The sequence below is a fragment of the Arthrobacter woluwensis genome (assembly GCF_030816155.1).
GTDB lineage: Bacteria > Actinomycetota > Actinomycetes > Actinomycetales > Micrococcaceae > Arthrobacter_E > Arthrobacter_E woluwensis_A.
On record NZ_JAUSXR010000001.1, the window covers coordinates 2145457 to 2164773 of the forward strand.

General features: G+C 65.9%; 20 protein-coding genes. 3 read left to right on the forward strand and 17 right to left on the reverse strand.

The window, feature by feature from the left end; genetic code table 11:
• Positions 1–82: 82 nt before the first annotated feature.
• A complete protein-coding gene (locus QFZ52_RS09795; RefSeq protein ID WP_307497433.1) occupies positions 83–1264 on the reverse strand; it encodes a hypothetical protein in 1182 nt (393 codons plus the stop codon).
• A 345-nt stretch (positions 1265–1609) separates the two neighbouring features.
• Here QFZ52_RS09795 and nucS point away from each other — a divergent pair, with 345 nt between their 5' ends.
• Both nucS and QFZ52_RS09805 read left to right on the forward strand, forming a co-directional pair.
• Positions 1610–2305: an endonuclease NucS gene (nucS, locus tag QFZ52_RS09800; RefSeq protein ID WP_307497434.1), complete on the forward strand. Its 696-nt coding sequence runs from the start codon at positions 1610–1612 to the stop codon at positions 2303–2305.
• A 1100-nt stretch (positions 2306–3405) separates the two neighbouring features.
• Positions 3406–4638: an N-acetylglucosamine-6-phosphate deacetylase gene (locus QFZ52_RS09805; RefSeq protein WP_307497435.1), complete on the forward strand. Its 1233-nt coding sequence runs from the start codon at positions 3406–3408 to the stop codon at positions 4636–4638.
• Positions 4639–4751: 113 nt separating this feature from the next.
• On the opposite strand, the gene QFZ52_RS09810 is transcribed toward QFZ52_RS09805, so the two are convergent.
• The 12 genes from QFZ52_RS09810 to QFZ52_RS09865 form a co-directional block, all read right to left on the reverse strand.
• Entirely contained in the window at positions 4752–5183 is a 432-nt protein-coding gene (locus QFZ52_RS09810; RefSeq protein ID WP_307497436.1) for a DUF2550 domain-containing protein, read from the reverse strand.
• 20 nt (positions 5184–5203) lie between these two features.
• Positions 5204–5479 carry a F0F1 ATP synthase subunit epsilon gene (locus QFZ52_RS09815; protein WP_066210930.1) on the reverse strand — a complete coding sequence of 92 codons (276 nt, stop codon included), beginning with the start codon at positions 5477–5479 and terminating at the stop codon, positions 5204–5206.
• Positions 5480–5481: 2 nt separating this feature from the next.
• Complete coding sequence (atpD, locus tag QFZ52_RS09820; protein ID WP_307497437.1) at positions 5482–6936, reverse strand: F0F1 ATP synthase subunit beta; 1455 nt, start codon at positions 6934–6936, stop codon at positions 5482–5484.
• An 84-nt stretch (positions 6937–7020) separates the two neighbouring features.
• On the reverse strand, positions 7021–7911 hold the full coding sequence (locus QFZ52_RS09825) for a F0F1 ATP synthase subunit gamma (RefSeq protein ID WP_307497438.1): 891 nt from the start codon (positions 7909–7911) through the stop codon (positions 7021–7023).
• Between the two features lie 89 nt (positions 7912–8000).
• Entirely contained in the window at positions 8001–9638 is a 1638-nt protein-coding gene (gene atpA, locus QFZ52_RS09830) for a F0F1 ATP synthase subunit alpha (RefSeq protein WP_307498702.1), read from the reverse strand.
• 82 nt (positions 9639–9720) lie between these two features.
• The gene (locus QFZ52_RS09835) at positions 9721–10548 is read right to left on the reverse strand and encodes a F0F1 ATP synthase subunit delta (RefSeq protein WP_307497439.1); all 828 of its coding nucleotides are present in this window, start codon (positions 10546–10548) and stop codon (positions 9721–9723) included.
• Positions 10548–11102 carry a F0F1 ATP synthase subunit B gene (locus QFZ52_RS09840; RefSeq protein WP_307497440.1) on the reverse strand — a complete coding sequence of 185 codons (555 nt, stop codon included), beginning with the start codon at positions 11100–11102 and terminating at the stop codon, positions 10548–10550. The genes QFZ52_RS09835 and QFZ52_RS09840 overlap by 1 nt, the downstream gene beginning before the upstream one ends.
• 50 nt (positions 11103–11152) lie before the next feature.
• On the reverse strand, positions 11153–11371 hold the full coding sequence (atpE, locus tag QFZ52_RS09845) for an ATP synthase F0 subunit C (RefSeq protein ID WP_066210942.1): 219 nt from the start codon (positions 11369–11371) through the stop codon (positions 11153–11155).
• A gap of 75 nt (positions 11372–11446) precedes the next feature.
• Positions 11447–12247: a F0F1 ATP synthase subunit A gene (gene atpB, locus QFZ52_RS09850; protein ID WP_307497441.1), complete on the reverse strand. Its 801-nt coding sequence runs from the start codon at positions 12245–12247 to the stop codon at positions 11447–11449.
• Between the two features lie 78 nt (positions 12248–12325).
• Entirely contained in the window at positions 12326–12613 is a 288-nt protein-coding gene (locus tag QFZ52_RS09855) for an AtpZ/AtpI family protein (protein ID WP_307497442.1), read from the reverse strand.
• A 1-nt stretch (position 12614) separates the two neighbouring features.
• A complete protein-coding gene (locus QFZ52_RS09860; RefSeq protein WP_307497443.1) occupies positions 12615–13127 on the reverse strand; it encodes a hypothetical protein in 513 nt (170 codons plus the stop codon).
• Between the two features lie 95 nt (positions 13128–13222).
• Complete coding sequence (locus tag QFZ52_RS09865; RefSeq protein ID WP_307497444.1) at positions 13223–14329, reverse strand: MraY family glycosyltransferase; 1107 nt, start codon at positions 14327–14329, stop codon at positions 13223–13225.
• Positions 14330–14577: 248 nt separating this feature from the next.
• Between QFZ52_RS09865 and QFZ52_RS09870 the strand changes: the two genes are divergently transcribed.
• Positions 14578–15474, forward strand: coding sequence for a glycosyltransferase (locus QFZ52_RS09870; protein WP_307497445.1), 897 nt, complete (start codon positions 14578–14580; stop codon positions 15472–15474).
• Positions 15475–15511: 37 nt separating this feature from the next.
• Here the strand turns inward: QFZ52_RS09870 and QFZ52_RS09875 are convergent, their stop codons facing one another.
• The 4 genes from QFZ52_RS09875 to prfA form a co-directional block, all read right to left on the reverse strand.
• A complete protein-coding gene (locus tag QFZ52_RS09875) occupies positions 15512–16258 on the reverse strand; it encodes a WecB/TagA/CpsF family glycosyltransferase (RefSeq protein ID WP_307497446.1) in 747 nt (248 codons plus the stop codon).
• Positions 16259–17248, reverse strand: coding sequence for an L-threonylcarbamoyladenylate synthase (locus QFZ52_RS09880; protein ID WP_307497447.1), 990 nt, complete (start codon positions 17246–17248; stop codon positions 16259–16261).
• Positions 17249–17331: 83 nt separating this feature from the next.
• Entirely contained in the window at positions 17332–18216 is an 885-nt protein-coding gene (gene prmC, locus QFZ52_RS09885) for a peptide chain release factor N(5)-glutamine methyltransferase (RefSeq protein ID WP_307497448.1), read from the reverse strand.
• 9 nt (positions 18217–18225) lie between these two features.
• A complete protein-coding gene (gene prfA / locus QFZ52_RS09890; protein ID WP_307497449.1) occupies positions 18226–19299 on the reverse strand; it encodes a peptide chain release factor 1 in 1074 nt (357 codons plus the stop codon).
• Positions 19300–19317 lie beyond the last annotated feature (18 nt).

Here is a 19317-nt window from a genome sequence, read left to right on the forward strand (position 1 = left end):
GTTCCATTGTGCCAAAGCCGTGGCCGCCGGACCGCCGCTGTGTCGCCCCGGGACGTGCCCGGAACCTTGCGGGATAAGCCGGTCAGCGCAGCGCGACGACGGGTTCCCCGCCCAGCAGGCCCGTGCCGGAACGCGCGCAGCTTCCGCCCTTCGGAGCGCCCTGGTTGTAGGCCTGGCGCAGGCAGGACCGCAAGGCCAGCTGGCCCCAGTAGTTGGGGTGCAGGGACTCCTGGACGAAGTAATCCGAGTTCGCGGTGCTGACGGTGCGGATCTGGTTCACCCACTCGGTGGCGTCGGAGGCGCCGGCCTGGGTCCAGGACGTCACGCCCTTCTCTTCCAGCAGCCCCACGGTGTTCTCGCAGAGCCTCCGGCCCGAGAAGAGCGAGGTGACATCCAGGGTCTTCACATTGCTCAGCCCGCTCTGCGCGACGGCCTGAGTGACGGCGCCGTTGATGGCGGGCAGGAGGGTGTTCGCCGCGTAGTCGACGTCGGCGTCCCACAGTCCGCATCCTCCGGTGTTCTGCCGGGTGTAGCCGCTCTGGCCGTAGCGCATCGCGCCGCTCGCCGGCAGCGGCGACGGGTAATTCTGCACGAGGAGTGTCCACGAACCGTCGCTGTACCCCGCGTTCCGCATGGCGGTGCGGATGTTCTGCATCGCCGTCGCGATCTTGCCGGTGTTTGCGGCGACCGTGCTGGAACTCATGGCGGTGGCGACCGTGCTCCCGTTCTTGCAGTACTTCGGGCTCCAGCTGAAGGAGGTCAGGAAGTCCGTGACGCATTCCTGCATGATCGTGCCGAACTCGAAGTCGTTGCCTCCGATCGAGAGCGCCACCATCTTCACGTTGTGATTCGTGGCGAAGTTCTGAAGCATGAGCGCCTGGCCCTGCTGACCACCGGCGTTGTAGAAGTCCAGGCCGGGCTTGAAGTAGCCGCTCGAATTGGTGAAGGTCGAGGTGCGCGCCCCGGAGCAGGCGAGGTTCATACTGTTCACCCCTCCCCCGATGCTCACTTCAGCCGAGTGGCTCCGGTGGCACCGGGCGATGGTCTCGGCGGTGTTCGAAGCGTTGTCGTTGTAGGCGCTCGCGCCCAGAGCATCGACCGTGCCGGCACCGCCGTTGGTGTTCCCGGCCCAGCGTCCCGCCTCCCCCGAGATGTAGGAGTCCCCGACGGAGACCACCCACGGATCACCTGCGCCGGGACTGTCTGCGCTGGCGGCAGGCGTGACGGCCAGCAGGGAGCCGAACGCCAGGGCGGCGATGCCCAATGTCGAGGTCAGTCCTGTTGTCCGTGTTGTGGTCAGTGCTGGAACAAGACGGGAACGCATCCCGCGGGCATGATGCTGCATGTCTGGAGACTCCTGGTCGGTGACGCGTCCCCGGGTCCGATGGTCCGGCGGACGGCCCCGGCGGTGGGGCCGAGACTGAAATTACCAACGAGTAACCCGGCTGCCCAGAGGTCCCGAGGAGTTCCGACGAAGAGTTCATGGAGCGCTCTCGCACCGTTCAGATGACGTTCGTCAGGAGCGCGGGAGGTTCACCCGCGCGACCCGGCGCGCACAGGGCCGTGGCCCGCACGCCCGTTCGCTGCCCGAGCCGGTATTGTTCTGTGCGTGCGTTTGGTGATTGCTCAGTGCTCCGTGGACTATGTCGGCCGGCTCAAGGCCCATCTGCCGTTGGCTAAGCGCCTCCTGGTGGTCAAGGCGGACGGTTCCGTCCTCGTCCACTCCGACGGCGGCTCCTACAAGCCCCTCAACTGGATGAGCCCGCCCGCCACCCTGCGGGTCCAGGCCCCTGAGGACACGGAGCTGGAGACCGGCGTTTCCGAGCAGTGGGTGGTGCAGTCCGCCAAGACCGACGACCGGCTGATCGTCAATATCCACGAGATCTTCCACGACACCGCCCACGACCTCGGCGTCGATCCCGGGCTGATCAAGGACGGCGTCGAGGCCGACCTCCAGCGGCTTCTCGCCGAACAGATCGAATTGCTCGGGACCGGATACAGCCTCATCCGCCGTGAGTACTTCACCGCGATCGGCCCTGTCGACATTCTGGCGCGCGACGCCGCCGGCGCCACCGTCGCGATCGAGCTCAAGCGCCGCGGCGACATCGACGGCGTCGAACAGCTCACCCGGTACCTCGAACTGCTCAACAGGGACCCGGTGCTCGCCCCCGTGCGCGGCATCTTCGCCGCCCAGCAGATCAAGCCGCAGGCCCGGGTGCTCGCACAGGACCGCGGCATCGACTGCGTGACGCTCGACTACGACGCGATGCGCGGCGTGGACGACGCGGAGAGCCGGCTGTTCTAGGTACCTTGCTGAACCTAAGAATTTGGATCTCCACAGCCTTGCTCGCGGAAACGAAGGATCCGCTCCCTATGCCGGCGCGACCAAGTTAACTTGGTGATCGCTGAATCCTTCAAGGTGAGACGAGACTACGAATCGCATCCGGGAAGATGCGATATCGGCACAAATCACGCAATCACTTCAGACTCATCGAAACCGTAGGGACGCTCGAGTCCATACTTCGCGTAGACATCTTTGTCGTCCTCATGAAGACCTCCACTGGTGCTTCGCGTCCAAGTTGTCCCTTTCGCGTCTCGAAAGGTGACCTTGGCGTATGGCACAGCGCTCATGCCAGCCCAGCCCTGGCCCAGGACCGCGCGGACCGTCGTCCTCGGAGGCACAACTCGCATGAGTCGACTGAAATCGCGGCCTTGACTCTTAGAGGAGCTCCAATCGTCGGGCTTATTCAAGATGAGTGCAGCGAATACCTCGTAAATAACGGCACCCGAGTCGTTTCGCACGCAAACGCTATTGCTCGCCACGTCGAACCACGCTGTCACTTGTGATGCTTGCAAACTGTGAGCTTCACTGCGACGCCGCTTGAACTCCAGCCGAAGCTGTACCACCGCAAATACGAGCGCGCCCGCTGTCGCAATCCCTGACACCCAGCCTGCTGCGTCCCCCCAGTCGATCGTTCTCCACCAGTCCCAGAAGAGCATGGACCAATATTAGCCGGACCGTTCACTCGGGAGGTGGAGTTGTGCAGGCGACAACAGGCCTGACGACTGAAATTGTCTTCGAACAACCGAGATTTCAGTCTCTTTCCGGTCAGAACGACCTTCGACCTGTAGCTGAACTCGGCACTAACAATAATCGGTCAGTCTGAGATGACCATCCCATCTGCATTGTTGAATAAGTGCAAAGCCGGACCGCCCAGGAGCACAGCGTGATCGACTGCGCGCCCCTGGACTGCGACGCCATGCGGAACGTGGGCGCTGCGGAAGGCTACCTGCCCCGAGCGCCACCTCCCGCGCTGGTTCCACTCCGCCTGAGGACGGCAAGCCGGCGCCACCCCAAGCAGGTCACGCTTCAACCGTCCGCGGTCCTGCCCGTAGACTCATGGCATGCCTCTGGACAGCACCTCTTCACCTGATGGACAGCGCGTCATCCTGCGCGGCCGCATCGTCTCCGACGGCGACTCCCTCGCTGACGGACTGGTGGCCATCGCGGACGGCAGGATCGTCCACGCCGGGCCCGCGGAGGGCTTCTCAGACCCGGCCTTCGATGGCGTGGAGCCCACGCCCCTGCCCGACGGCGCCATCCTGATCCCCGGCCTGGTCGACATCCACTGCCACGGCGGAAACGGCGGTGACTTCCCCTCGGGGCAGGAAGACTCCGCCCGGACCGCCATCGACTTCCTGCACCGCGCCGGCACCACCTCGCTCCTCGCGAGCATGGTCACCGCGTCCCGCGAGGATCTTCTCCAGGGCATCGGCCTCTACGTCGATCTGACCGAGGAAGGACTCCTTGAAGGCATCCACCTCGAAGGTCCCTTCCTGTCCGAGGCCCGCTGCGGAGCGCAGAACCCCGCCTTCCTGCTGAATCCGGATCTGGAGCTCGCCGAGGAGCTCATCCTCGCCGCCAACGGCAAGCTCCGCACCATGACCTACGCCCCGGAACTGCCGGGAGCGGCGGAGCTCGTGGACCTGCTGACCACCCACGGCGTGGTTCCGTCGCTCGGTCACACCGATTCCGATGACCCCACCGCCGCCAGCTCCCTGGCCGCCGCACGGGACGGCCTCGCCGCCGCGGGTTTCGACGGTTCCACGAGCCGCCCGACCGTCACCCACCTGTTCAACGGCATGCGGCCCATCCACCACCGCGATCCCGGCCCCGTGACGGCGTGCCTCCGCGCCGCCCAGGCCGGGCGCGCCGCCGTCGAGCTCGTGGCCGACAACACCCACCTCGACCCCCAGACCACGCTGACCGTCTTCGAGCTGGTGGGCTCTGCGAATGTGCTGCTCGTGACGGATTCCATGGCCGCCGCCGGCCTGAGCGACGGGCACTACATGCTCGGCCCCTCCCCTGTCACTGTCGCGGACGGGGTCGCGACCCTCGACGCCACCGGGTCGATCGCGGGTGGCACCGCCACGCTGCTTCAAGTGGTCCAGCGGACCGTCGCCGCCGGCGTCCCCCTCGCCGACGCCGTCCGCTCGGCGACGGCCGTCCCCGCGGACGTCCTGGGACTCGATGACGAAGTGGGGAGCCTGCGGCGCGGCCTGCGTGCCGACGTCGTGGTGCTCGACGCCGATCTCCAGCTCCAGCGCGTCATGCGCCAGGGGGAATGGCTCGGCTGAGCCGCACGACCCTCAGAAATGCCGAAGGCCGGGCCGTGTGCCGCCGTGGAGAATCCCACAGCGGCACACGGCCCGGCCTTCGTCGTTCCCGGGAGGTGCTCCCGGGCACGTGCTCAGTCGAGCCGGTTGAGTCCCGGTCTCGGCCCGGCTTCCAGCCAGGAGGAGAGCCCCGTGTACTCATCGAAACGCATCGCGAGCAGCACTTCCTGACCCTCATAGCTCAGCTCCACGATCACCGAGCCCGGCTGGATCCTGGAGGACTCCGCCTCGCCCGGTTCACGCCGTCGCACCAGATCAAGCTGGTTGCGCTCGAAGCTGTAGCGCGGCGTGGGACTCAGGGAGAACATCTTGAACCACTCGAGTTCCGAGCCCTGGAAACGACAAACCCCCATCTGCCAGCGGCCGTTGGCCAGGCAGATGGAGGCGTCAATGGTGCCCAGGGCGCGCCGCAGATTGACGCGGCGCACCCCTACCAGGCACAGAGCACCGATGATGATCGCGAGGATCGCTGCGATGCCCAGAGTGACAATGACCGAATCACCCATCTAGCGCGGACTATTCAGCCCTACGCCGCGGCGGAATCGTTGAGCTGAGCATTGTCAGCCACGATCACCACTCGGTCATTGTCAACGGAGAAGAATCCCCCATCCACGGTGACGTGGATGCGGCTGCCCGTGACCGGCTCGATGGACAGCTCACCTTCCGCGAGGATCGCCAGAACCGGCGCGTGCCCGGGGAGGATGCCGATCGCGCCATCGCTGGTGCGGGCGTTGACCACCTTGGCCGCGCCGGACCACACGAAGTGGTCCGCCGCGACGACCTCAACGTCGAGCTCAGCCATGATCAGCGGGTCTCAGACTGGATCTTGGCCCACTGACGCTCGACATCGTCCATGCCACCGACGTTGAAGAACGCCTGCTCGGCGATGTGGTCGACGTCGCCGTTGCAGATCGCCTTGAAGCCCTCGATGGTGTCCTTGATGGACACGGTCGAACCCTCGACGCCGGTGAACTGCTTGGCGGTGTAGGTGTTCTGGGACAGGAACTGCTGGATACGACGGGCACGGGCCACGACGATCTTGTCCTCTTCGGAGAGCTCATCGACACCGAGGATGGCGATGATGTCCTGGAGTTCCTTGTTCTTCTGCAGGATCTGCTTCACGCGCACAGCGGTGTCGTAGTGGTCCTTGCCGATGTACTGGGGATCCAGGATGCGGGAAGTGGAGGTCAGCGGGTCCACGGCCGGGTACAGACCACGGGAAGCGATCTCACGGGAGAGCTCGGTGGTCGCATCCAGGTGCGCGAAGGTGGTGGCCGGCGCCGGGTCGGTGTAGTCGTCAGCAGGGACGTAGATCGCCTGCATGGACGTGATCGAGTGGCCCTTGGTCGAGGTGATGCGCTCCTGGAGGAGACCCATCTCATCGGCCAGGTTCGGCTGGTAACCCACGGCGGACGGCATGCGGCCCAGCAGGGTCGACACCTCGGAACCGGCCTGGGTGAAGCGGAAGATGTTGTCGATGAAGAGCAGCACGTCCTGGTTCTGCACATCGCGGAAGTACTCCGCCATGGTCAGAGCGGACAGGGCCACGCGCAGACGCGTTCCCGGCGGCTCATCCATCTGGCCGAACACCAAAGCGGTGTCCTTCAGAACGCCGGCCTCGTCCATTTCGACCCAGAGGTCGTTACCCTCACGGGTGCGCTCACCGACACCGGCGAACACGGAGGTGCCACCGAAGTTGCGAGCAACACGGGTGATCATTTCCTGGATGAGCACGGTCTTGCCCACGCCGGCGCCGCCGAACAGGCCGATCTTGCCACCCTTGATGTACGGGGTGAGAAGGTCGATGACCTTGATGCCGGTTTCGAGCATCTCGGTGGAGCCTTCGAGGCTCGCGAAGCTCGGGGCCTTGCGGTGGATGGGCCAGCGCTCGGAGACCTGGAGCTCGGACTCTTCGACGTCCAGCGGCTGCCCGAGCACGTTGAAGATGTGGCCCTTGACGCCGTCGCCCACAGGCACGGAGATGGGGGCACCGGTGTCGAAGACCTGCGTGCCGCGGACCAGGCCGTCGGTCGCCTGCAGCGAGATCGCGCGGACCAGGTTGTCACCCAGGTGCTGCGAGGTCTCGAAGGTGATGGTCTTGGTCTCACCGTTGAGGGTGACCTCAGTGGTCAGGGCGTTGTAGATTTCCGGGATGGCGTCGGCCGGGAATTCGACGTCGACAACCGGCCCAATGACGCGGGCAATACGACCGGTGGCGCCGGCCGCGGTGGCTGCGTGCTCGGTAGCGGTGGCAGTCATCTCTCTCACTTCACTCAGTAGATGGCGTGTGTTAAGTCTAGCTTTGGGTACAGCCGCGAAGGCTGCGCCGGGATCCTCGGGCGGTTACGACGCGAGTGCGTCGGCACCGGCCACGATCTCGGTGAGCTCCTGCGTGATTTCGGCCTGACGGGCCGTGTTGCGCAGTCGCGTGTACTTTTTGATCAGCTCGGTCGCGTTGTCGCCTGCGGACTTCATGGCACGCTGACGGGCAGCCAGCTCGGACGCGGCAGCCTGCAGCATCGCCGCGAAGATGCGGGATTCGATGTAGCGCGGCAGCAGCGAGTCCAGCACCTGCTCGGTCTCGGGCTCGAAATCGTAGAGGGGCAGGATCTCCGCTTCCGGAGTGTCCTCCTCTTCCACGACCTCCAGGGGCAGGAGGCGGACCACGGTCGGCTCCTGGGTCACCATGGACTTGAAGCGCGTGTACACCACGTGGATCTCCTCCACGCCGCCTTCTTCGAAGTCGGTGGCGAAGTCTTCAAGGATGACCTTGCTGACCTCCTGAGCGGTTGCGAACTCCGGAGCATCGGTGCCGCCGGTCCAGACGCGGGCGTAAGGACGGGAACGGAAATCGAAGTAGGCCTGCGCCTTGCGACCCACCAGGTAGGTCTTGACGTCCTTGCCTTCGCTGTGAAGCAGCTCGATCAGGCCCTCGGCCTGCTTGAGCACGCTCGCCGAGTACGCACCGGCGAGACCACGGTCGGCCGTCATCACGACGACGGCGGCGCGGCGCACCTGAGCGGGCTCAGTGGTGAGCGGGTGCTCCACCTGGCTCTGGCTGGCGACAGCAGAAACGGCACGGGTGATGGCGCGGGCGTAGGGCTGCGATGCAGCAACACGAGCACGTGCCTTACCGATGCGAGAGGTCGCGATCAGTTCCATCGCCTTGAAGATCTTGCGCATCGACGTGGTCGAGGCGATCTTCTGGCGGTAGACCCGGATCTGGGCTCCCATACTTGTCCTTTCTTAGGATCCAGCGGATCCAAGGCTCCGGTGCGGTACCCCGGGGCCACCCGTGAAGGTGGCCCCGGGGTGATGCGCCTCTAGCGCTTCTGCTTGACGATCTTTTCCTGGTCGACGGAGTCGCCCGAGATGGCCTCGTGCTCCTCGTGACCGGCGCCGACCAGCTGGCTGTGACCCTCGCCGAAGAAGCCGCGCTTGAAGTCGGCGATCGCCGTCTTCAGAGCCTCGACCGTGTCGTTCTCCAGCAGGTTGGTCTGGCCGATGGTGGTCAGGATGGACGTGCTGTGCTTCAGGTGCTCGAGGAACTCGGACTCGAAGCGGGACACGTCCTCCACCGGGACATCGTCCAGGTAGCCGTTGGTGCCGGCCCAGATGGAGACGACCTGGTTCTCGACCGGGTACGGCTGGTACTGGCCCTGCTTGAGCAGCTCCATGAGGCGGGCGCCACGGGTCAGCTGCTGGCGGGAAGCCGCATCCAGGTCCGAGGCGAACATGGCGAAGGCCTGCATGTCGCGGTACTGAGCGAGGTCCAGCTTCAAGGTGCCGGAGACCTTCTTCATGGCCTTGACCTGAGCGGAACCACCCACGCGGGACACCGAGATGCCCACGTCGACGGCCGGACGCTGGTTGGCGTTGAAGAGGTCCGACTGCAGGAAGATCTGGCCGTCGGTGATGGAGATGACGTTCGTCGGGATGTAGGCGGACACGTCGTTCGCCTTCGTCTCGATGATCGGCAGACCGGTCATCGAGCCCGCGCCCAGCTCGTCGGAGAGCTTGGCACAACGCTCGAGCAGACGGGAGTGCAGGTAGAACACGTCACCCGGGTAGGCTTCACGTCCCGGCGGGCGGCGCAGGAGCAGCGACACGGCGCGGTAGGCTTCGGCCTGCTTGGAGAGGTCATCGAAGATGATGAGGACGTGCTTGCCGCCGTACATCCAGTGCTGGCCGATGGCCGAACCGGCGTACGGTGCCAGGTACTTGAAGCCCGCGGGGTCGGACGCCGGGGAGGCCACGATCGTGGTGTACTCCAGGGCACCCTTCTCTTCCAGGGTCTGGCGGACAGCGGCGATGGTGGACGCCTTCTGACCGATCGCGACGTAGATGCAGCGAACCTGCTTGTCGACGTCGCCGGACTCCCAGTTGGCCTTCTGGTTGATGATGGTGTCCACCGCGATGGCCGTCTTACCGGTCTGGCGGTCACCGATGATCAGCTGACGCTGGCCACGGCCGATCGGGATCATGGCGTCGATGGCCTTGAGACCCGTCTGCATCGGCTCGTGAACCGACTTACGCTGGGTCACGCCCGGTGCCTGGAGCTCCAGTGCGCGGGTGCCCTCAGCCTTGATGTCGCCCAGGTCGTCGATGGGCTGGCCCAGCGGGTCAACCACACGGCCGAGGAACGCGTCACCGACGGGGACAGAAAGAATCTGACCCGTGCGGTGCACTTCCTGGCCTTCTTCGATACCGGTGAAGTCACCGAGTACGATCACGCCGATCTCACGGACGTCAAGGTTCTGGGCCAGGCCCAGAGTTCCATCCTCGAAGCGAAGGAGTTCGTTGGCCATGACCGAGGGAAGGCCCTCGACACGGGCGATACCGTCGCTGGCGGCGGTCACACGGCCGACCTCGACGCGCTCGGCATTGCCGGGCTCGTAAGACGCCGCGAACTCGTTCAAGGCATTGCGGACGTCGTCGGCATTGATGGTCAATTCGGCCATCTGCAGTCCCTGCTCTCCTGTTTCGTGATCATCGCTGCTCACGATGACCTGGTGTTCTGTCGGTAAGTTGTGCTTGCCTGGCTCAGCCGGCCAGCTTGCGGCGCAGTTCGCCGAGTTTGGTCAGCAGGGAAGCGTCAACCACTTCGTCACCGACCTTGACGCGGATTCCGCCGATGAGCTCCGGATCCACGACGGTGTTGACCTTGAGCTCCCGGCCGTAGAGCGCGTTCAGACCGGCCTGGAGGCGGGCCTGCTGCTCTTCGGTGAGGGGGCGGGTCACTTCCACCGTGGCGATCCAGCGCTCCTGGCGCTTGGCGGCCAACTCTGCAAAGCGCTCCACCAGCTTGGCCGGCTTGACGCCACGCGGGGCGACGACGGCCTGACGGATGAGGAGCTGTGCCTCTTCGCTGGCTCCGGGCACGAGCTTGCGTGCCAGGTCTGCCTTCTGCTGCGGTGCAGCAGCCGGCTCCACGAGGGCGCGCTGCAGCTCATGGCTGCCATCGACCACCGTGTTGAACGCGAAGAGATCGTTCTCCAGTGCTTCCAGCCCGGAAGCGCCGCGACCTGCTGCGGCGCCCTTGGACTCAGCGACGGCGATCGCCACGGTTGCGGCGATAGTTTCGAGCGCATCGCCGATGTCGCGGGAGTCAGCCCAGCGGGAGGCCGCCAGCGAACTGACGATCTGCTCTGCATCGGCTGAGACCTTGCCGGCCAGCAGTCCGCGGATCAGACCCGCCTTCTCCTCCGCGGTGCGCGAAGGATCCGTCAGAGCCCGGCGCAGACCGGCCGAGCCGTCAAGAGCCTCGAGGGTTCCGAAAAGCTCGTTTGCCAGGGACAGCGGAGCCGTGGGGAGCTTGGGCTCCACCTCGGCCAGCGCCGTCTTCAGCGATTCGCTCGATACACCTGCCATTACTGTGCTGCACCTGCGCTCTGGTTCTCCAGATCGGCGAGGAAGCGATCGACCACGCGGGATGCGCGGGCGTCGTCATCCAGCGACTCACCGACGATGCGCCCGGCGAGCGTCGTGGCAAGGCTGCCGACTTCGCTGCGCAGGGAGACGACGGCGGCCTGACGCTCTGCCTCGATCTGTACGTGGGCCTGCTCGGTGATACGGGCTGCCTCGGCGGCGGCCTTCTCCTTGAGGTCAGCCAGAATCTGGGCGCCTTCAGCACGGGCTTCTTCGCGGATGCGATTGGCCTCAGTGCGGGCGTCCGTCAGCTGCTGCTTGTACTCTTCCAGAGCGGCCGTAGCCTCGGCCTGGGCCTTCTCAGCCTTCGCGATGCCACCTTCGATGGCTTCGGCACGCTCGGCGTAGGTCTTCTCGAACATCGGGACAACGAACTTGACCACGATGAAGAGCAGAACCAGGAAGCCGACCAGGACCACGCCCATTTCCCAGACATTGGGAACAAGCGGGTTCGGAGACTCATGGGCTTGGTCTGCAGCAAGGATCAGCTGATCCATATTCACCCGTCCTATCTACTCGTAACTGATTTGGCGTAGGGGCTGAAGGTTTACTTCAGAACGAACGCGAAAACCAGGCCGAGGATGGCGAGGGCTTCGGTCAGGGCCAGGCCCAGGAATGCGATCGGCTGCAGCACGCGCTGCGCCTCGGGCTGACGAGCCACACCGTTGATGTAGGCCGCGAACACGAGACCCACACCGATGCCACCGCCGATGGCGGAGAGGCCGTAGCCAACGAGGTTGAGGGAGCCGTTGATTTCGCCGTTCATGGTTTTCCTTTCAGTCGCCGCGGAGCGGCTGTTACGGGGTTGTTTTTCCCCGAGAGGGGAAGTGTGGGTGAAGTCTTAGTGGCTGTCCGCGTGGAGAGCGCCTTCAATGTAGATGGCGGTCAGCAGCGTGAACACGTACGCCTGCAGCACCATGATCAGCGCTTCCAGCATGTACATGGCCACAGCGCCTGCCAGCACCAGCAGCGAGGTGCCCTTCAGCAGGACGTTCTCCTGGGCGATGAGGAACTCGATGCCGGAGCCCGCGATCATCACGATCAGGTGACCTGCCAGCATGGTCGCGAACAGACGGAGGCTGTGCGTGATGGGGCGGACCACGAAGTTCGAGATGATCTCGATCGGGACGACGAGCGGCAGGATGTAGAACGGCACGCCCGAGGGAACGGTCGCCAGCTTGAAGTAACGGATGCCGTTCTTCTTCACGCCGATCACGATCCAGGTGAGGTACACGAGACCTGCCAGCACGTAGGCGCCGCCCACGTGGGAGAAGGACGGCAGCTGGATCACGGGGATCGCGCCGTAGATGTTGTTCACCAGGATGAAGAAGAACAGGCTGAACAGCAGTGGGACGTACTTGATGAAGTCCTTACCGCCGATGATGTCCTTGGCGATGCCGTTACGGACGAAGCCGTAGGCGGACTCACCGGCGAACTGGAGCTTTCCGGGCACCAGCTGGCCCTTGCGGGCGGCGGCCACGAAGAACGCCGCAATGATGACCACGGAGAGGATCACCAGGAGCATCTGCTTGGAGAAGCCGTCCGCTGCACCCCAGGGCAAAATCGCCGGGAGGTGCATTTCGTCAATACCAGGCGGGTTGAAAGAACCCGAATCCTGAGCGGGGAGCGTAAGCGCGAACAACGCGTTTCCTCTCTGCAGTGTCCATCGTTGGGCAAATTAGCGGGGCTCCACGCTCGGTGAGCGGCTCCCCCTGTGAAATTATTTGGAAGGCGTGTGAGGCTTCTTCGAGTCCGTGCCGGAACTGTCAGCGCGGTGTTTGAAGAATCCATGCATCTGGGCGAGATAGAAACCGCCGACCGCCCCGAGCAATGCTCCGGCGAGTACAATCCAGCGGGTCCCCCACAGTGAATCCAGTCCCCACCCTATCAAACTCCAGACCAGGATTCCGCCGACGATATAGCTGAAGACCGCCATTCCGGCGTTGTAGCCGCCGTCGCCCTGATGCGAAGGATCGGCTTCCGACGGGCGCTTGTTTTCTGTCGCCATGTCAGCGGCCTCCTTCCGTGGTTCCGGAGGAGTCTTGTGCCTGTTCAGCGGCCTGGGTGGGCTCGTTGAAAATCAAGAGGCGGGCCTTGGAGAAACCATAGAGTTCCGCGATCTGCCACAAGACAACAGTCACGACTGCCGCAGTAACAAACCATCGGCCATGGAGCCAGCCGGGAGCACCGAGGACCAGGAACACGACGCCGAACACCACGACCTTCACGAAGTACAGCGCCACCATGAGGCCAATGGCCCCAGAGGGGTTGTTCCTGCCGACGAAGTGCCCGGCGAGCAGGGAGATCGCAAAGAAGACGATCACCAGTGCACCGCCGCAGAGCACGGACAGTGCGCCCAGTCCCCCGTTCATCACCACGGCGATGACCGCGGTGACGAGAAGACCGGCGGTGGCCGCCGCTGAGCTGAGTGCCAGAAGGCGGAGCCAGAGCGATCCGGGATCCCCCGCCGTCGTCGTCCGACGCCGAGAAGCCCTGGAAGGGCGGGGCGTGGATGCAGACATGGCGGCCTATCAGCGTGTGAGATGAGGGTGCGGAAGCTGAAGTGAACTTCCGGGGTTAAATTCTACACGAGATAGAAAGAGGGGTGATCGGTGCCTCAGGAGTCGTCGGCGGAGCGCGCGAGGCGGGGCTTGAGGGTCATCGCGGTGAGGATCGCGCACAGCACCAGCACCACGGTCACCACGGTCCCCCACGGGAAGAACGCCATCGCAGCGCAGCCGTAGGCGAGGACGGCGGTCCACGCGTACATGAGGAGCACGGCCGACCGGTCGGAATGCCCGAGGTCCAGGAGCTTGTGGTGCAGATGCCCACGGTCGGCGGCCCAGGGGGACCGGCCGCGCGCCGTGCGCCGCACCACGGCCGAGATGAGATCCAGCAGCGGGACGGCCATCACCATGAAGGGCAGCAGCAGCGGCAGCACGGTGGGCAGGCCGTTGACCCGCTCGTACAGCCCGGAACCCACCTGGCCCGTGGCCACGATGCCGGCGGAGGCCATGAGCAGGCCGATCAGCATGGCGCCGGAATCCCCCATGAAGATCCGCGCCGGATACCAGTTGTGCGGAAGGAAGCCCAGGCAGCTCCCCACGATCACGGCAGTGAGCAGCGTGGCCAGGTCCGAATAGTCGAGGAGCACGGCATTCCGGTGCACCCAGTACGCCATGAGGAAGAACGCCGAACCACCGATGATCGAGACACCCGCCGCGAGGCCGTCCAGCCCGTCGATGAAGTTCAGGGCGTTCATGGTGACGGCGATCAGGAAGGCCGTCACCGCGACGCTGAGGGGGTAGGAGGTGAGGTGGATCGGCTCCCCGAAGAACGGGATGACCGTCATGCGCACACCCCAGACGGCCACGACGAGCCCCGCGCCGAACTGCCCCAGCAGTTTGATCCACCACTTGAGGTCGATGAGGTCGTCCAGAAGTCCGACCAGCACGATCACGGCGGCGCCCGCGAGCACCCCCCAGGGCGAGGCGTTGCCTTTGAAGATGTCCTTGACGAAGAAGGACTGGCTGGCCACCAGGAGCGCCACCAGAACACCGGCGAAGATCCCCAGGCCGCCCAACCGGGGCACCGGTTTCGAGTGCTGGTCGCGGAGGCGGATCGGTGTGAAGAGCTCGTACCGGTTGCCCAGCGATCGGGCCAGCCACGTGGCGAAGTAGGAGACGACCATGGCGGTGAGCGCCATGAGGGAATACATGATCATGCGGAACGGCCCCGCGATGCGTGAGTGGGAACCAGGTCCCCGCTTCCGCGTCGGTTGTTCTTCTGCACTGATCCTGCTCTCATGGGATCGTCGGATCCGCGGTGTCCTGCGTTGCACCGTCCCGACGGCGACCGGACCACGTAATAAGGTTGACGGTAGTCAGGATACTCAGTCCGTGACGTGGTTGCGGGTTTCACCATACCAAGTGGTGACACGGCGACGTGGCAGAACACCCTGAGAGGAACACAATGAATCCGACCGTTGCCGTGGCGGCGGTGACCTTCGACCGTCCCGACGATCTCGAGGTCCTCCTCGGTTCACTGACGGCTCAGAGCGCACCGATCACCAGCATCTGCCTGGTGGACAGCGGCACCCGGCCGGCCTCCGACATCGCCGCACGGTATCCACAGGTGGACTACGTCCGGTCCGAGGCGAACCTCGGAGGCGGCGGCGGTTTCGCACTGGCCGCGCTGAAGGCCGTCGCCAGCGGCGCCGAATGGGTCTGGATGATGGACGACGACGCCGTCCCGCTCGGCGAGGACTGCCTGGCCACCCTGGTGCGGGAGGCCGAAGCGCGAGGACTCGACGCCGTCGTGCCCCTGGTCGTCTCCCCGCAGGACTCCAGCAGGCTCTCGTTCTTCTTCCGCCTGGACGGCAAGGTCACCCACGACCGCTCGGAGGTGGAACGACTGGGCTTCATCCCCGACGACGGGCACTTCTTCAACGGGGCGCTCATCCGTTCGGACGTGTTCTTCCGCGTGGGATTCCCGGACATCCGGCTGTTCATCCGGGGCGATGAGGTGGACTTCACCATCCGGCTCCGCAAGGCCGGGATCCGGTTCGGCACGGTGACCACTGCCGCCATCAGCCATCCGGCGGCGGAGGACGAGACGCAGCACGTCTTCGGAGCGCGCTGGCACGTGATCGTGCCGGGATCCGCGTTCAAGCGCTTCTATTACTACCGCAACCGGGGGTACCTCATCCGCCGCTACAAGCGGGTGAAGTCGTTCGTGGCCGACGTCGGCGGCTACACCGTGTATTTCCTGCGCCGCGGCGACCTCAAGGGGTATCTGGGCTGGCTCCGTGCGTTCTCGCTCGGCTTGCGGGAAAAGGGCTTCGCGCCGCTGGACCAGCAGAAGTTCTGATCCGGGCACGATCCGTGCCGCGCCCGGAGGGCGCGGGTCAGCCCCGGAACCTGCGCTGGACCAGGAGCCACGCGAGCTTCCACGGTTCCACGAACACGCGGTAGGCGACCCTGCGCGGATGGAACAGCAAGCGGTAGGCCCACTCGAATCCGAGGCGGCCGATCCACCGGGGCGCCAAGCGCTGGAGACCCGCCGTCTGCTCGATCGCGCCACCCACGGCGCAGTACACCGCGGGAAGGCCCTCAGCGGTCAGACGGCCGATGACCTGCTCCTGCAAGGGCATGCCGAGACCGACGAGCACGAGCTGAGGGCGGAATCCCCTGAGCCACGCCACGGCACGGGCCTCGGTCTCCGGGCCCCAGTCCTCACCTGACATGCCCTCCACCCGGGCGTCAGGAAGCCGTCGGGCCAGTTCCCCGACGGCGGCGTCATTGGCCTCCGCGCCCGCGCCCAGGACGGCGACACGGTCCAGACCGGGCACTTCACCGATCCGGTGCAGCCAGTCGGTGGTGCCAAGACGGTACTCCCCCGCACCCGACGCCGGCCCATGAGCCCGCGCCCAGAGTTTGGCGACGGGAGCTCCGTCCATCAGGACCACGGAACTCTTGTCATAGAACTCCGCGAAATCCGGATCGGACAAGCAGAGGGTGACGCTGTGCAGATTGTGCCCCGCCACGGTGTGGGTGCCGCCGTCGGACACGAGCCGTCCGAACTCTTCCAGAAGCTCCGTGGCGGTGCAGGGGGTCACCTCCACGCCGAGCAGAGGGACCCTCTCGCGCTTCACTCAGGCGTCCTTACCCGGTTCCTGCTGTCCGGGGATCCGCTCGGCCCCGGCGGACTGTGCCGTGTCATCCGTCGGGAGGTCGGCTGGGGCGTCGGGCGTTGCGGCTTCGGCTGTTGAGGCGTCCTCCGCCGATGGGGTGTCCTCCGATGAGTTGTCCTCCGCCGCAGCGTCGGCGGCGTCGGTGGCGGCGTCGGGGGTCTCCGGGGCATCGGTCTGTTCGGCCGGCTCGGCCGGCTCAGCGTCGTCCGCCACGTCGGCGTCCGTCGCAGCATCCTCACCGTTCAGCGCGCTGTCGGCGCCGGGCTGCCAGACGGGGACCTCCTGGCCGAACGCCAGGATCGAGGGGACCACGTCACGGAGATCTTCCAGTGCGATCGCACCCTGGCGCACCACACGGGCGCGGCTGCCGGTGCAGTCGACGATCGTGGACGGCAGGGCGATGTCCTCGCTCTCGGACTCGGCCGGGCGGGGTCCGCCGTCGAGGTAGACCTCCACGGACTCGGCGAGCTGTTCCTGGGCGTTGGCAGCCGTCTGCGCGGCCGGCTGACCGCTCCGGTTGGCCGAGGAGACCGCCAGAGGACCGGTCCGGGCCAGGATTTCCAGGGCCAGTTCGTCATCGGGGACGCGCAGCGCGACGGTGCCCTTGGTCTCGCCCAGGTCCCATTCCAGGGACGGCTGGGCGTGCAGGATCAACGTGAGCGCGCCGGGCCAGAACTTCTCCGCGAGCTTGCGGGCATCGTCGCCGATGTCCACGGCCAGCCCGTCCATGGTCTGAACCCGCGGGATGAGCACGGGCGGAGGCATGGTCCGGGAGCGGCCCTTGGCGGCCAGCAGGAGACGGACGGCCAGCGGGGAGAAGGCGTCCGCGGCGATCCCGTACACCGTGTCCGTGGGGAAGACGATGCACTGCTGTTCGGCGATGGCTCGCTGCGCGTGCGCCAGTCCCTCGAAGCGGGTTTCTTCCGTTGAGCAGTCGTAGCTAGAAGTCACGCTGACATTCTCCCATCTCTTTTCGGATCCAGAGTCCGTGCCGTGTCACACCTCCGGCAGAGGCGTCCGTCCCGGTGTCCACCTCAGACGCGACGGGCGGATGTGGCGCGGTCCAGGCCGTTGAGGTCCTGGTGGGTCCTCACGTCGGACCAGGCGGGATCCTGGCCCAGACGCGCGGCGAGCCACGGCGCCTGCACCTCGGCGTGCTCCATGATGAACCAGCCGCCCGGTCTGAGCAGACGCGCCGCACTGACGGCGGCCGCGAGAGGCAGCTCCATGCCGTCCACTCCCCCGCCGTACAGCGCCATCTCGGGGTCGTGCTCGGCGACCTCGGGTTCGCGGGGCACCGCTTCACTCGGGATGTACGGAGGATTGGACACCACCACATCCACCAGGCCGTTCAGTTCCGGCAGCGCGTCCCGCAGATCGCCCTGATGAAGCTCGACGCCGTGAGGCCGGGTGTTGCGCTCGGCCCAGGCGATCGCCAGCGGGCTCAGCTCCACGGCATGCACGCGCGAGCCCGGAACCTCATGCGCCAGCGAAGCCGCGATGGCTCCCGAGCCCGTGCCGAGGTCCACCAGAAGAGGTGCCAGGACCCCGTCGGTCCGCAGCTCGGCGCACCGGTCGACGGCCCACTGGACGACGGTCTCGGTCTCGGGCCTGGGGATGAAGACGCCCGGGCCCACGGAGAGTTCCAGGTGCCGGAAGGAGGCAACCCCGGTCAGATGCTGAAGCGGGATGCGTTCCGCGCGCTGTTCCACGAGGCTCTGAAACCCCACCGGGACGACGCGCGATCCCATGAGGACAGCGTGCTGCAGTTCCTTGAGGTCGAGGCCGAGGGTGTGCGCCAGGAGCAGCTCGGCGTCGCGGCGCGGACTCGGCACGCCCGCCGCGGTGAGCACGGCCGCGGCGGCCCGGACCGCAGGGGCCAGGGGCGCGCCGGAGCGCAGCGCGTCGTCGTCGTACACGGTGTTCCGCTACTCGCCGATGGCGTCCAGGCGGGCCTGCTCGTCCATCTCGATGGCGGACTGGATGACCGGGTCCAGATCGCCGTTCATGACGGCGTCCAGGTTGTACGCCTTGTACCCGGTGCGGTGATCCGCGATGCGGTTCTCCGGGAAGTTGTACGTGCGGATACGCTCCGACCGGTCCATGGTCCGGATCTGCGACTTACGGTGTTCGGCGCTCTCCGCGTCGAGCTGTTCCTGCTGGTGCGCCAGAAGACGGGCCCGGAGCACGCGCATGGCCGCCTCTCGGTTCTGCAGCTGGGACTTCTCGTTCTGCATGGCCACCACGATGCCCGTGGGCAGGTGGGTGATGCGGACGGCGGAGTCCGTGGTGTTCACGGACTGACCGCCGGGGCCGGAGGACCGGTAGACGTCGATCTTGAGATCGTTCTGGAGGATCTCGATCTCCTCGGGCTCGTCCACTTCGGGGAACACCAGGACACCGGCGGCCGAGGTGTGAATGCGGCCCTGGGATTCGGTCGCGGGGACACGCTGCACACGGTGCACGCCGCCCTCGAACTTCAGACGGGCCCAGACGCCCTCCGCGGGGTCGTTGGAGGATCCCTTGATGGCCATCTGGGCGTCCTTGTACCCACCGAGGTCGGACTCGTTGGCGGAGATCAGTTCGGTCTTCCAGCCACGGGCCTCTGCATAGCGGGTGTACATCCGGAGCAGGTCGGCTGCGAACAGCGCGGCCTCCTCACCGCCTTCGCCGCCCTTGACCTCGATGATGATGTTGCGGGCGTCGTCGGGATCGCGCGGGATGAGCAGACGGCGCAGCTTCTCCTGCGCGGCCGGCAGCTTCTCCTCGATCTGGGCGACCTCTTCGGCGAAGTCAGGATCCTCGGTGGCCATCTCGCGGGCGGCCTCCAGGTCATCGGTGAGTCCGCGCCAGATGTTGTACGCCTCCACGATGCCATTGAGCTGCGCGGAACGACGCCCCAGTTTGCGGGCCAGCGACTGGTCCGCGTAGACGGCGGGATCGCTCAGCTGCGCCTGGATCGCGGCATGCTCGTCGAGCAGACCCTGGACGGACTCAAACATGTTCTAAACCTCTTTCGA